At 64.6% G+C, this 13,274-nt stretch carries 16 protein-coding genes; 8 read left to right on the plus strand and 8 right to left on the minus strand.

Annotated features, from left to right (window positions below; translation table 11 throughout):
* Positions 1-189: cation:proton antiporter regulatory subunit (locus tag TX80_RS19035; protein WP_195893079.1), on the plus strand; the 189-nt coding region annotated here is incomplete at its 5' end.
* 39 nt (positions 190-228) lie between these two features.
* Here TX80_RS19035 and TX80_RS12955 read toward each other — a convergent pair.
* Positions 229-2,466 (minus strand): AAA family ATPase, encoded by a 2,238-nt coding sequence (locus TX80_RS12955; protein WP_049923544.1) that lies wholly within the window; start codon positions 2,464-2,466, stop codon positions 229-231.
* 145 nt (positions 2,467-2,611) lie between these two features.
* On the opposite strand from TX80_RS12955, the gene TX80_RS20010 reads away from it, so the two are divergent.
* The gene (locus tag TX80_RS20010) at positions 2,612-2,746 is read left to right on the plus strand and encodes a DUF7128 family protein (protein WP_049923545.1); all 135 of its coding nucleotides are present in this window, start codon (positions 2,612-2,614) and stop codon (positions 2,744-2,746) included.
* Between the two features lie 15 nt (positions 2,747-2,761).
* Here the strand turns inward: TX80_RS20010 and TX80_RS12965 are convergent, their stop codons facing one another.
* The 3 genes from TX80_RS12965 to TX80_RS19040 all read right to left on the minus strand — a co-directional run bounded on the left by TX80_RS12965 (position 2,762) and on the right by TX80_RS19040 (position 3,761).
* Positions 2,762-3,007: a DUF7508 domain-containing protein gene (locus TX80_RS12965; protein ID WP_049923546.1), complete on the minus strand. Its 246-nt coding sequence runs from the start codon at positions 3,005-3,007 to the stop codon at positions 2,762-2,764.
* 4 nt (positions 3,008-3,011) lie between these two features.
* Positions 3,012-3,464 (minus strand): DUF5796 family protein, encoded by a 453-nt coding sequence (locus TX80_RS12970; RefSeq protein WP_049924081.1) that lies wholly within the window; start codon positions 3,462-3,464, stop codon positions 3,012-3,014.
* A 144-nt stretch (positions 3,465-3,608) separates the two neighbouring features.
* Positions 3,609-3,761, minus strand: a complete 153-nt coding sequence (locus tag TX80_RS19040; RefSeq protein ID WP_154658646.1) for a hypothetical protein — start codon at positions 3,759-3,761, stop codon at positions 3,609-3,611.
* A 189-nt stretch (positions 3,762-3,950) separates the two neighbouring features.
* Here TX80_RS19040 and TX80_RS12975 point away from each other — a divergent pair, with 189 nt between their 5' ends.
* Complete coding sequence (locus tag TX80_RS12975) at positions 3,951-4,823, plus strand: shikimate kinase (protein WP_049923547.1); 873 nt, start codon at positions 3,951-3,953, stop codon at positions 4,821-4,823.
* Entirely contained in the window at positions 4,820-5,143 is a 324-nt protein-coding gene (locus TX80_RS12980; protein ID WP_049923548.1) for a chorismate mutase, read from the plus strand. The genes TX80_RS12975 and TX80_RS12980 overlap by 4 nt, the downstream gene beginning before the upstream one ends.
* A gap of 23 nt (positions 5,144-5,166) precedes the next feature.
* Here TX80_RS12980 and TX80_RS12985 read toward each other — a convergent pair whose 3' ends face one another.
* The 3 genes from TX80_RS12985 to TX80_RS12995 form a co-directional block, all read right to left on the minus strand.
* Entirely contained in the window at positions 5,167-5,550 is a 384-nt protein-coding gene (locus tag TX80_RS12985) for a PIN domain-containing protein (RefSeq protein ID WP_049923549.1), read from the minus strand.
* Complete coding sequence (locus TX80_RS12990; protein WP_049923550.1) at positions 5,547-5,792, minus strand: hypothetical protein; 246 nt, start codon at positions 5,790-5,792, stop codon at positions 5,547-5,549. Before TX80_RS12990 ends, TX80_RS12985 begins: the two co-directional genes overlap by 4 nt.
* Before the next feature lie 549 nt (positions 5,793-6,341).
* Positions 6,342-7,286 carry a nucleoside hydrolase gene (locus tag TX80_RS12995; RefSeq protein ID WP_049923551.1) on the minus strand — a complete coding sequence of 315 codons (945 nt, stop codon included), beginning with the start codon at positions 7,284-7,286 and terminating at the stop codon, positions 6,342-6,344.
* A 257-nt stretch (positions 7,287-7,543) separates the two neighbouring features.
* Between TX80_RS12995 and TX80_RS13000 the strand changes: the two genes are divergently transcribed.
* Both TX80_RS13000 and TX80_RS13005 read left to right on the plus strand, forming a co-directional pair.
* Positions 7,544-8,794, plus strand: coding sequence for an acyl-CoA dehydrogenase family protein (locus tag TX80_RS13000; protein ID WP_049923552.1), 1,251 nt, complete (start codon positions 7,544-7,546; stop codon positions 8,792-8,794).
* A gap of 2 nt (positions 8,795-8,796) precedes the next feature.
* Positions 8,797-9,864 (plus strand): MaoC family dehydratase, encoded by a 1,068-nt coding sequence (locus TX80_RS13005; RefSeq protein ID WP_049923553.1) that lies wholly within the window; start codon positions 8,797-8,799, stop codon positions 9,862-9,864.
* Between the two features lie 15 nt (positions 9,865-9,879).
* Here the strand turns inward: TX80_RS13005 and TX80_RS13010 are convergent, their stop codons facing one another.
* Positions 9,880-10,806 carry a ribonucleotide-diphosphate reductase subunit beta gene (locus tag TX80_RS13010; RefSeq protein ID WP_049923554.1) on the minus strand — a complete coding sequence of 309 codons (927 nt, stop codon included), beginning with the start codon at positions 10,804-10,806 and terminating at the stop codon, positions 9,880-9,882.
* Between the two features lie 205 nt (positions 10,807-11,011).
* On the opposite strand from TX80_RS13010, the gene TX80_RS19805 reads away from it, so the two are divergent.
* A complete protein-coding gene (locus TX80_RS19805) occupies positions 11,012-11,626 on the plus strand; it encodes a hypothetical protein (RefSeq protein ID WP_230198733.1) in 615 nt (204 codons plus the stop codon).
* A gap of 83 nt (positions 11,627-11,709) precedes the next feature.
* The gene (locus tag TX80_RS13020; RefSeq protein WP_049923555.1) at positions 11,710-13,224 is read left to right on the plus strand and encodes an MATE family efflux transporter; all 1,515 of its coding nucleotides are present in this window, start codon (positions 11,710-11,712) and stop codon (positions 13,222-13,224) included.
* The last annotated feature ends 50 nt before the right edge of the window (positions 13,225-13,274 follow it).

A 13,274-nucleotide genomic window follows, 5' to 3' on the forward strand; every position in this document is an offset into this window, starting at 1 on the left:
CTATCGGTCGCCCAGAACGAATTCGCTGGCTGGGTGTCGGGGACGGCTCTCGCAATCGATCGAGAAGACGCCGAGATCGCCGTCCCGGCGGACAACGAGACCCTACAGGCCGGAGATACGCTGTCCGTGTTCGGAACACCAGCGCAGTTACAACGACTCGAGGAGGAGCCGGAAGCGAGTACCCCGTGAGTCGCAACGGGACCGAGTACGGAACGCCGGGAGGCGTTCCTATCGGGACTCAGCGAGGCTCTCGCGGGCGGCATCGAGATGGCGGCGTTCGATGACGATATCGTCGGCTCGTTCGTTTGCGGTTTCGGGATCGGATTCGGCTGCGACCTCGCGAATGGCTTCCATCGAGGCGTTCCTGACGAGCGCCTCCAGATCCGCGCCGGTCTTCCCCTCGAGATCGGCCGCCAGCGACTCGAGGTCGACGTCGTCACCGATCGGCTTGCCGCGGGTGTGGACCTCGAGGATCTTTTCGCGCGCCTCCCGACCGGGTTCGGGAACGAGCACGTGGGTGTCCAGTCGACCGGGACGCAACAACGCAGGATCGATGTGGTCCTTGCGGTTCGTCGCGGCGAGGACGACGAGATTCGGGTTTTCCCGCATTCCGTCGAGTTCGGTCAACAGCTGTGAGACGACCCGTTCGGTAACCTCGTGGCCCTCGCCGCGGGCCGCCGTGATCGCGTCGATCTCGTCGAAGAAGACGATCGACGGCGCGGCCTGGCGAGCGCGTTCGAACACCTCCCGGATCGCCTTCTCGCTTTCGCCGACGTACCGATCGATGATCTCGGGACCGTCGACGCGAACGAAGTTCACGTCGGTCTCGCCGGCCAGTGCCCGGGCGAGCAACGTCTTGCCGGTCCCGGGCGGGCCATACAGTAACACGCCCGACGGCGGATCGGTGTTCGTCGCTTCGAAGAGCCGATCGTAGGTCAACGGCCACTCGACGGATTCCCGGAGCGTCTGCTTTGCGTCCGCGAGGCCGCCGACGTCAGAGAAGTCCGTGTTCGGCGATTCGGCGACGTACTCGCGCATCGCCGAGGGTTCGACGGACGCAAGCGCCTCGTCGAAGTGGCGCTTGTGGACCGTCGGGTTTCGGTTCCACGCCGCGCGGTCGTCCGTCTCGGTCGGTCGATCACGGATCGCCGCCATCGCGGCTTCGCTGGTGACGGCATCGAGGTCCGCACCGACGAAGCCGTGTGTTCGCCGCGCGATCGCCTCGATGTTGACGTCGTCCGCAAGCGGCATGCCGCGGGTGTGGACCTCGAGGATTTCTCGCCGGCCGTCCTCGTCGGGGACGCCGATCTGTATCTCGCGGTCGAACCGACCGCCGCGCCGGAGCGCGGGATCGATCGTGTCGACGCGGTTGGTCGCACCGATGACGATCACCTCGCCGCGGGCGTCGAGCCCGTCCATCAGCGTCAGCAGCTGGCCGACGACGCGGTTTTCGGCGTCGCCGTCGTCGTCGCGGGTCCCGGCGATGGAGTCGATCTCGTCGAAGAAGACGATCGTCGGTGCGTTGGCCGCCGCGGTTTCGAAGACGTCGCGGAGCCGTTCCTCCGATTCACCCTTGTACTTGGACATGATCTCCGGTCCGGAGATCGTCTCGAAGTTGGCGTTGACCTCGTTTGCGACCGCGCGGGCGATCAGCGTCTTGCCGGTCCCGGGCGGCCCGTACAGTAACACGCCCGACGGCGGTTCGACGCCCAGCCGCTGGAACAGTTCCGGCTCCGACAGCGGGAGTTCGATCATCTCACGAACCAGTTCGAGTTCGTCGTCGAGACCGCCGATGTCCTCGTAGGTGACGCCGGACCCGGGCTCGAGTTCGTCGGACCGGTTCGGGGAAGCGGTCGCGTCCGCACCCGTCGGTTCGGATTCGCGCCCGGCTCTGGAGCCGTCCGTACTTCCGGCCTCGGACCGAGAGCGCACGGGCTTGCCCGGACTCGAGTCGGTATCGACGATCCGGAGCGTCGTGGTGCTCGTGATGCGAACGTCGCCGTCGGGTGTCGTATCGACGACCCGGAACGGGTCCTGGCTGACGCCTTCGACCCGGACCTGTTCTCCGGCTCGGACCGGGCGGTTCCGAAGCTTCTTGGTCGCCTCGCGCTCGGCGACCTGCTGTTGGGCGTCCGACAGCGAGGCCGGCGGCGTCAACGTGACCCGCTCGGCTTCCCGGATCGACGACTTGTCCGTGGGCCGGACCGTAACCGTGTCGCCGACGTGAACCCCTGCGTTCGCACGGGTATCGCCGTCGATCTGAATGACGGTCTCCGGAACCGACGGATCGGCCGGCCACATCTTCGCGACCGTCGTCTCCTCGCCGTCGATGACGACGGTATCGCCGCTTAGCACACCCAGTTGTCGGCGTGCCAGTTCGGGAATCCGTGCGACTCCCCGGCCCGCGTCCCGTTTCTCCGCCGCTCGAACCGTCAGCGAAACGCCGTCGGAGTCCGACCCGCTCATACGCGTTCCGTTACGTGCCGGCCGCCTTGAGAATTGCCCCGTCCCGGGTTCCCGAGCGCCAGCCGTTCGACCGCGAGCGGACGACGCCGAGGCGGGTCCTCGAAGCGGAGAAACGCCTTTTGCCGTCGGTGTCGGATCGGACAGTATGGTAGTCCAGACCGAGCGGGACGAGGCCACCTGGTACGAGTGTGAGACCTGTGGGCTGCTCTTCGACGAGAAATCGGACGCAACCGAACACGAAAAGCGGTGCGACGATACCGACCCGTCGTACATTCAGTAACGGAGCGCGCCCTCGCTACTCGAGTCGCTCGCGGTGGTCGTCCGCGAGCGACCGAGCGCGGTCGAGGGTGTGCGTCTCCGTCCAGCGGACCCGATCGCCGTCGCCGTAGGCCAGTGCCGTCTTGAGTTCGTCGCGAAGCACGCCGTGATCGACCGAGAGAACCGTTCCCGATTCGTCCCCGAGTTCGTACACGCCGGGGCTGTCGGGAGCGCCCGCGATCGTTTCCCGATCGAGGTCCCGCCAGGGCTTTTGCAGCGGCATCGGATCAGACCCCGCTCCCGTCCCCAGGATCGTCGCCGTCGACGATTTCGTACGCGTGCTCGCTCATTTCGTCCTCAGCGAACACGAACACGCGGCCGTCGACGACCGCCGGATCGGCCTCGACGCGAACCGAGTACGCGTCGGTCGAAACCGTAACACCCGGGTACAGTACTTCTTCGTCGTCCGACTCGAGGATGACGCGACCGACGCCCGTCGACTCGAGGATCTCGTCGTGGGTATCGCGGTCGTTGACGTAGGTCATGACGCCCTCGATCCCGTCGGGATCGGTGACGAGAACGTGAACGTGCTTTCCGGGCGGGGTCGTGATCCCGCCCTCGACGGGTTCCGGCGGCCCGTGGTAAAACACCTCACGACCGTCGAGGTACTCGACGACGACGCCACCTTCGACGAAATCGACGCCGATCGTACTGGGTGCGACGTTACTGCGCGTGCTCATTGCCCGATCGTTCGTCCGGAGTCGGGAAAAACGGTGTGTTCCGGTCACCGGGTTCGCTATCCCAGTGGCCCATTCCATCGATCGCTCCTCGAGCGACGTGGCTCCGATCGTGGACTCGTATCGACCCGTCGAGCCCACGCATCGCTACCAAAAACTCGAAAAGTACCAGACGATGGTCACCCCCACACCGGCGATGACGAGCAAGAAGTTGTCCAGTACGAGCCCGAGAACCGAAAGCTGGAGTCCGAGGACCATCGTCGCGAGCCAGCGGTGTTGCTCATCCATCTTCGCGCTCATGATTTCGAATACTTCTCAACTGATATGATGTTGCTGATATTATTCTTCCGCGGACTGATCCATACCGAAGCGGCCGTGATGGGGGCTTTCAGCCACTCACAGCTAGGTACCCGTTGACGACTGACGCGATCCGTGGGGGCATTTGTCGAGACCGTCAGCCGTAAATACGCTCTCTGAGAGAGTGCCCGTATGGACGGCCGCGCCGTCGCCCCCGCAGCCGGGACGGTTCTCAACGCACTCGCGACCGGAACCGGGTCGGCGTTCGCGATCGATCTCGAGACGACAGCCACCGTCGAACTCACCGATGACGGTGGGATCGTCGGCGAGGTTTCCGGCCAGCCCGACGCGGATACGACGCTCGTCGAACGCTGTGTCGAACTGACGCTTGCCGAGTACGCCGAACCGGCGGGACTCGAGGACGTAAATATCGGTGCACGAGTTCGCACCGAAAGCGAGGTGCCGATGGCCTCGGGGCTGAAAAGCTCGAGCGCTGCGGCCAACGCAACCGTCCTCGCGACGCTCGATGCGCTCGCGATCGCCGATGCCGTCGAACGGATCGAGGCCTGCCGGCTGGGCGTTCGGGCCGCCCGCGAGGCCGGCGTGACGGTCACCGGCGCGTTCGACGACGCCAGCGCGAGCATGCTCGGCGGCGTCACGGTCACGGACAATACGACCGACGGCCTGCTCGCTCGCGAGGCGATCGATTGGCACGCCCTCGTGTATACGCCGCCGAAACAGTCCTACAGCGCCGACGCGGACGCCGCCGCCTGCAAGCGGGTCGCACCGATGGCCGATCTCGTCGAAGAACTCGCCCTCGACGGCCGGTACGGGAAGGCAATGACCGTCAACGGCTTTGCGTTCTGTGGCGCTCTCGGGTTCTCGACGGACCCGATGATCGACGCGCTACCCGACGCCGCCGGCGTTTCCCTGTCGGGGACGGGGCCGAGCTACGTCGCCGTCGGGGATCGGGAGCCGCTCACGACGATCCGGGAGCGATGGACCGACCGCGACGGAACGACGCGCTTACTGCAAACACGAACTGACGGTGCACGAACGACATGACTCGAGAGCCAGCCAGTACGAACGGGGACGAGGAGGATCGAACGCCGGAAGACGTCTGTCTCGATAAGTTACGCGAGGAGATCGAGTCGATCGACCAGGAGATCGTCGAACTGATCGCCCAGCGTACCTACGTCGCGGATACGATCGCGCAGGTCAAAGACGAGCAGGGGTTGCCGACGACCGACGAAAAGCAGGAAGAGCAGGTGATGGAGCGGGCGGGCAAAAACGCCGAACAGTTCGACGTCGACGCGAACCTGGTGAAAGCGATTTTCCGCCTGCTGATCGAACTGAACAAGGTCGAACAGCGCGAGAATCGGTAGCACGCGACGGAGATATTGCTACGTCATTCATCAGCCGGTTCTAGCGGAACTCGTTTCACCTCGATGTCCTCGTAGTCTTTCTCCGATGAGAGCACGTTCACCGTCCGTGTTTCCGCAGTCGCTGCGTGGAACGCATCGAACGCCGTCATTCCCTCGCCGTAGTAGTTGATGGCCTTCAGAACGATTTGTCGCTCTTCCTCGTCCCGGACAGGGACGAGTTCGAGCAGATTTGCCACGAGTGGGACGTAATCGAACTCGTACCGTTCTCGGGCGAGAAGGAGTTCGAGATAGGAGAAGGCCGACGTTTCTACGTCGTACTCGTCGAGTGCCTCCTCTGCTGATTGCTGCAACCAGTCCGAGTCTTTGGCGAGTGCGAGTAAAAAGTCGGTTTCGACGTAGACCGTCATCTATCGTCTCCTTTCTCACGGGCCTCAGCTTTCGCTTCTGCTTCAATGTCCGCACGAATATCATCGACGGACGCGTCACGTAACTCGCCCGCCGCTTCACGGACTGCAGCGAGCGGGTCGTCTGCAACCGGAACGAGTTCGATTCTGTCCTCGTACGTGACGATGTGGTACTTCTCGCCGTATTTTTCTCGTACGTCTTTGGGGATGTACAGCCTCCCCTGCCCGTCCGTTTCTGCTGACATAAATGAGACTATGATGCCATAGACAAAGAATCTTACCACCAGCAGGAACCCAATGGTACAGTCACCAGTGTTTCATCTGTTCGCACATTGGATATTATCTATCTGAACAAAGTAGAGCAGAGAGAGAACCGGTAGCAGCTATTCTACAGGCGGGGCAGCGTAGCGTGAGTGACCTCCTCCTCGCCGTAAACGGCGAGGGTTCCCACGGCACCGCACCGCTGGGTTGGGATATTTGCTGGTTGACGACTCGTCGGCATGACGGGCCGATGGCAGGGCCACACCGCCGTTACTCCTATCCCGGTCGGGGACTCGGAGTTATCTTAGCCGAGACACCACAGCGGTTCGAGAGGGTGTCTCGAACGTTCTGGGCCACGAAGTCCCGATATTGTGCATTTAGGTGGCGGTGTGACCGCCTCGGTGTCTGCTATGCTACGAACCAAGATTACTTAAATATCGGCAGTGCTACTAAACATTAATTGTGTCAGCTTCGTCGGATTCACGCCCGCCGTGAACGGCGGGATTCTCTCCTCGTAGGAAGATAGGCCGTACTCAGTGGATCGTCTCCGCGACGAACCGATCGATCGTCTCGACGAACAGGTCGCGATACCGTTCGTAGTCCGCGTCGACGGCGACCGTACCGTTGGGCTCGTTCCCGGTGACGTCGTTGGGATCACAGACCAGCGCGCCCTGTGCGAGGTCGGAGTCGGTGCCGACCTCCATGTAGAACGGGTCCGTTTCCAGCACGTCGTCGACGAGGGCCGCGATCACCAGCGCGTCGTGAATCGGTGCCGAATCGATGTCGTATCGCTCGAGGTGCTCGGCGGAGTAGTACGTGAGCCACTCATTGATCGAGCGACCGAGCGGATCGTCCCGCGGGATCGAGTCGACCCACTCCGACGGGAGGGTCGCGTGTTTCGTCACGTCTAGGCCGACGATGGTTGGATCGAGGTCACGAACGACGCGATGGGCCGCGTGCGGATCCGAGTGGAAGTTGGCCTCGGCGAGTTGGGTAACGTTTCCGGGGCTAAACGCGGCACCGCCCATGAGCACGAGTTCGTCGAGCAGTTCCGGAAGGTCGGGCTCGAGCGCGAGTGCAAGCGCGACGTTCGTCAGCGGCGCGAGCGCGGCGAGCGTAAGTTCGCCCTCGTGGGCCCGTGCCTGTTCGACGATGAACGTGGCGGCGTGGGTGTCGACGGGGCGTGTCGCTTCCGTCGGCTCCGGCAGCGGACCACGGATCCCGTCCGACCCGTGGATGTGCTCGGCCGTCTGGAGGTCGACGGCCAGCGGGCGGTCGGCCCCCTTCGCGATCGGCACGTCCGTCCGATCGGTCAACTCGAGGATCGAACGGGCGTTCGTCGTCGTCGCGTCGACTGCTGTGTTCCCGTGGGACGTGGTTAGCCCGACGAGGTCGAGTTCGGAGCGTTCGAGCGCAAGGAGAAGCGCCAGCGCGTCGTCACAACCGGGGTCCGTGTCTATCACCACTGGACGAGTCATCGGCTACCGTTGCGGTGCCGGACGTAAAACGTGGGCGAAAACGGACGGCCGTCAGGTGGCTGTCACGGCCGGCCACGCAATGAGCGGTGGCGGTTCGAACGTATCGCCCACCGGGCGATAGCACGCTCTCACTCGCGCTCGAGTCGATCGGGATCGGTTTCGCTCGTTTCCACTGCCCGTCGGCTCGTGCCAACAACCGAAAACTGTTAGCCTGTAGTTTTGTGCACATTTACAATGTAGGACGTGGACGTCCGGGTATGGACTACCACGACTCCGAGAAAGCGAACGCCGTGGCGAGTCGCGTCGCGGAGTTTATGGTCGACGTCGTGCTCCCGCGGGAGCGGGAGGCGCTCGAGACGGGCGAGAAACTCTCGATGGACGAACTGGCGGCCCTGTGGGACCGGGCGAAAGATCGCAACCTGTTCGCTCCGCAGGTCGCACCGGAGTACGGCGGACAGGGGCTGGACTTTCGCGACATGCTGCCGTCGTTCGAGCAGGTCGGCCGGTCGTTGCTCGGTCCGCTCGCCGTTCGTGCGAACGCGCCTCAAGAGGGGAACATGCACACGCTCGAGCTGGTCGGCACCGAGGACCAGAAAGAACGGTGGCTCAGACCGCTCGTTCAGGGGGAACTCACGTCGGCGTTTGCGATGACCGAGCCGCGGCAGGGCGGCGGCTCGGACCCGAAAATGCTCCAGAGCACCGCGGTGAAAGACGGCGACGAGTGGGTCATCAACGCGCACAAGTGGTGGACCACCGACGGATTGGCCGCGGACTTCTATCTGGTGATGGCCCGCACGGATCTGGACGCCCACCCCTACGAGGGGACGTCGATCGTTCTCGTGCCGGCCGACGCCGACGGCGTCGAGGTCGTCCGGAACATCCCGCATCTCGGCGGCCACGGGCTCACCGAGCGCGAGGGCGGCCACGCCGAAGTGAAGTTCGACGACGTCCGTGTCCCCCTCGAGAACACCGTCGGCGAGGAAAACCACGGGTTCCGGATCGCGCAGCAGCGACTCGGCGGCGGCCGTCTCACCCACTGTATGCGGTATTCCGGCATGGCAAAGCGGTCGCTCGAGATCGCGAAGGCCTATCTCAGCGAGCGGGAAGCGTTCGAGTCGACGCTCGCGGAGAAACAGGCGCTTCGCCACCGGATCGCGGACGCCGAAACGCGACTGCACGCCGCCCGGACGATGGTTCGCCACGCCGCACGGGAACTCGACCGCAGCGACGCTCGTACCGAGGTCGCGATGGCGAAGTTGTTCACGGCAACCGTCACCAACGAAACGATCGACCTCGCGGTGCAGTGTTGTGGCGGAAACGGGATCGGGAAGGATCTCCCGCTCGCCCATTTCTACGAGAACGTCCGTGCGTTCCGGATCGTCGACGGTGCCGACGAGGTTCACCGGCGAACGATCGCCCGGTGGGCGTTCGACGACGTCGACACGGCGGAGCTCGAGTCCACCCTCGAGTTCGACGACGACCTCCGCATCGACGCACTCGACGAGTGAGGATGCCGAGCAAGCCACTGTCGGACCTCGAGGCCCTGATCGGCGACTCGCGACGGACCGTCGAGGAGTTCCGGATCGAAGCGGGGAAAGTCGCGGAGTTCGCCCGGGCGATCACGGACCCGAATCCGGTCTTCCGGGACGAAGCCGTCGCCCGTGATCGGGGGTACGACCGCCGTCCCGCGCCGCTTCCCTACTCGCAAGTGAGCCGGTTTCCGCGCTATCGCGTCGACGACCGCGAGCGGTACGGGTTCGACCTCGGCTTTCGACCGGAGTACGTCCTCCACGGCGAACAGGCCTACGAGTACGACCGGCCGCTTCTGGTCGGGGACGTGCTGACCGGGACGACGACGCTCGTCGACGTCTTCCAACGTGACGGCGAGCAGGCCGGAACGATGACGTTTGCCGTCTTCGAAACGGCGTACCGCGATCGGAACGGGGACCGCGTCCTCACCGAGCGAGCGACGGCGATCGAAACGCCGGGTGCGATCGACGATGAGACCCACGACGGACCGGCCGAGACCGCCGCGGACGGGAAGCGTAGCGGCTCCACCGTCGACGAACCGACCGCATCGGTCCGGAGCGAAGCCGGGGGAGCCGGAGACGACGGTTCCGACCGGCGACGTGGAAGCGGCGGCGCTCCCGGCTCCGTCGATCGCGTCCACTCCGTCTCCGACGTCGCCGTCGGTGACGCGGGACCGGCGGTCGTCGTCGAGGACGTCGAGCGTCGTGATTTCGTCACGTATGCCGGAGCGAGCGGGGACTTCAATCCGATCCACTACGACGAACCGTACGCCCGTGCCGCGGGCAACGAGAGCGTCTTCGGACAGGGAATGTTCACGGCCGGCGTCGTTTCGCGGGTCGTCACCGACTGGTTCGGTCTCGAGCCGGTTTCGTCGTTCGGCGTGCGGTTCCGATCGCGCGTATTTCCGGGCGACACGATCGTCGCTACCGGTGAGGTCGACGCCGTCTCCGAGGATGGAACCGTCGAGACGACCCTCAGAGCGACGACAAAGACGGGGCGGACGCTGCTGACCGGAACTGCGGCGGCGACGCTTCCGGCCGACGGCTGATTCGATCGCCCCGCCTCAGTCGGCGGCCGCCCGTTCCTCGAGCGCCGAACTGACGTCGGCGTAGCGTTCGAACCGGTCAGCACCGATGTAATCGATCGTATCCTGCAGGTACTTCGTCAACTGCTCGGCGATCCGTTGCTGGTCGTACCCGTCGAACGGCTGTTCGTAGTCGGTCTCGGCGAGCAGTCGGTTTTCGACGTACTCCTCGATTCGGGGTTCGTAGACGTCCTGAACGATGTCCGGTTCGGCATCGGCCAGTTTCCGCATGACCCAGCGGCCGTTTTCGATGTGGCGCGTCTCGTCCTGTCGGATGTGGCCGACCGCCGTCTGGAACGACTCGAGGACGACCTCCCGGCCCATTTCGTCGGCTTTCAGTTCGATCATCTGGTCGAAGCTGAGATAGCCGGCGCGGGCGAGTTGCGCCTCCACGATCCCCATGTAGTTGAGATAGGCTTCCCCGAGTGCGTAGACGAGTTCGGTCCGATCACCGCTGTTAACCGCCGCAAGCAACTCGTCCGCGGTATCGTAGAGGTCCTCGGTGCTGTATCCCTGTTCCTGATAGCCGTCTTCGCGGTACTGGGCGGTATCCTGCGTTCCGAAGACTTCCGCGAAGTACCGGCTGAAGAAGTCGGTGTGTTTCGCCTCCTCGTAGACCTGCTGGGCCAGATACATCTCTTCCTGGACGGTGTCGAAGGGCATCTCGTCGTTGGGCAGGGCATCGAGGGCCATCATGTACGGCGCAAGCGTCCGTGTGACGTCCTCCTCTCCGTCGTAAAACCCTGCACACGTCGCGAGGAAGCGATGCTGTTCCGCCGTCGAGAACTGGCTCCAGTCCTCCCGATCCTGCGTCAGGTCGTAGTCGTCGGGGTCCCACGTTCCTTCGCGTTTCCCGTTGCGGTACAGTTCGTACGACTTCTCGCGGTCGGCGTAATCGACCGGCATAAGAGTAATGACACTGTTTCATCGGATAAAACTTGGCAACGTTCTAACAGTCGCGGCGTTCGGACGGCACGTCGTCGGGCCGGCGCGGATCGACTCGAGACCGAACAGTTTCGGAGGCAGCCGGCGGCCCGTGACGGTTTCGGATCGATGAGAGTCAGTATTCGGTGTGAAATACTTGATGCCCGACGTTCGCAATGGGGGGCGTATGGCAGGGTTCGACCGCCACGCCGCAGGGAACGTCCCGATACCGCTCGCGTTCCGCCGACTCGCAGTCAGTGGTCTCGAGATCGTGAGTACCCGACCAACTGACGACCGGCCACGGGATGTCGACGCCGACGATACCGGAGAGGAACCGGTTGCGACCGAACGGCCCGGAGCCGCCGATCACGACGACGAAGGCGACCACTCCGTGACGCCGTCGGACGGTGGCGACCGCTCCGGGTCCGGAATCGACGCGGTCTCGGTCACGTTCCGTGACTGCGAGACGGTTCGGATCACCGGCGACCTCGACGAGGTGATCCTCTCGGTATTCTGGTGGGACGAGTCGGGGACGGTCGGGACGCTCGCCGAGACGGTCGGCGGTGTCGACGGCGAGCGGATCATCACTGCGACCGAGGTGTTTGGCGAGTTCGCCTACGGTCCCATCGTCTCCGGCGTCGATTGCTTCGCCGCCGGCACACCGATCGTCCCCGGTGGCGGCGACGTCTCGGTCTCCCGTCCCGACGTCGACGACTGCGTGACGGCAGTGCGAGCCGCTACCGACGGACCGGTCGACCTCGAGCAACCGTTTCCGGACCGATCGGGAGCCGACGGCTCCTAACGGATATATCGATTCGAAACCGGTCCCGTCTGCCGGCTCGAGAAGGTCTTTTTGTCGGAGTTTGCTATGCTGATCCGGTCCCCGTGACTCGACGGTTTCCGAACCCGATTCGGCTGTGTCTGCAGTGGATCGGCCTCGCGCTCGCCCGGCTCGAGTTGATCGCCCCGGAGCGGGCGCGCCGGACCACTGCCCTCGCGTGGCCCCGCATCGTCACCGGGCTCGCACGGATGTCGAAAAACGCGGTCGACGTCGCGATGGTCGGCGTCGCCGTCGGTTCGACCGCGATCGTCGGCGTCGGCTACGCCGCTCCGTTCTGGGGACTCGCGTTCACCGTCGGTGGCGGTATCGCCGGCGGGACGATCGCGCTGGTCTCCCAGCGATACGGGGCCGACGCGTACGATCAGCTCGGGCAGGCGATTCGTTCGAGCGCGCTGTTGGTACTCGTGGGATCGCTGCCGATCACGGCGGCGTTCTGGTACTCCCCGGCGGCGTTGCTCTCGCTCATCAGTTCCGATCCGAACGCGATCGCTCAGGGGGCGACTTACCTTCGGATCGTCGGGCTCGGTGTTCCGTTCGCCGGACTCAACCTCATCGGGAGCCGTACGTTCGTCGGGATGGACGACGCGTGGACGCCGATGGTCGTTCGTGCGGGTGGGGCCGTCGCCAACATCGCGCTCAACGCCGTCCTCGTTTTCGGACTCGAGTGGGGCGTCGCCGGTGCCGCACTCGGCACCGTCCTCTCGAACGTCGTCGTCACGGCGACGTTCGCGGCCGGACTGGTCGCGGGCCGACTCCCCGGTCTCGGCTCGTTTCCGGTCGCCGTCGACCCGTTCGGAAGCTACGCCCACGCGGACACCGTCCGGGATTTGCTGACGATCGGCCTCCCGGTGTTCGGGACGAAACTGGTCTGGACGGCCGCCGAGTTCCCGATGCTCGCGATCGTCGACCTCTTCGGATCGGAAACCGCCGCCGCTTACGTCATCACCCGCCGGATCTGGGGGCTGATGAACACACCCGGCTGGGGGTTCGGACTGGCGGCCTCGAGTCTCGTCGGCCAGGAACTCGGAACCGGCGACGAACGTCGCGCCGAAGAGTACGGCCGCGAGATCGTCCGGTTTGCCGTCGCGGTCTACGCCGTTGCGGCGGTGATCGTCTTCGTTTTCGCCGAACCGATCGTCCTGACGTTCACGTCCAACCCGGACGAACTCGCCGTCTCGACGGCAGTCACGCTCATCTACGCCGCCTGTATCGCCGTCGTCCTGCAGGGGGTCTACACGAGCGCCGCGGGTGCCCTCAAGGCCAGCGGCGACACACGGTGGCCGTTCTACGGCCAACTGCTGGGGATGTTCGGGTTCGCGATTCCGTTGACGTATCTCGGTGCGGTGGGACTGCGAATTCCCTCCCCGGGAACGGTGCCGGTACTCGAGGTCCCGATTCCCGGAGTCGCGATTCCACCGCTCGGTGTGGCCGGACTCGGCCTCGCGTTTCTCGCCGAGACCGCCGTTCCCGCCGTGATCAACTACTACCGGTTTTCGACCGGCCGATGGAAGGCGATCAGCCGCGGCTACCGGCCCGAGACGGCACCGAGCGACGATTGACGACTGTCACGGTTTTCGGGGCCGATCACGTACTAGTGTGGGACAGTAGT

The sequence above is a fragment of the Halopiger djelfimassiliensis genome (assembly GCF_000455365.1).
Classification (GTDB): domain Archaea; phylum Halobacteriota; class Halobacteria; order Halobacteriales; family Natrialbaceae; genus Halopiger_B; species Halopiger_B djelfimassiliensis.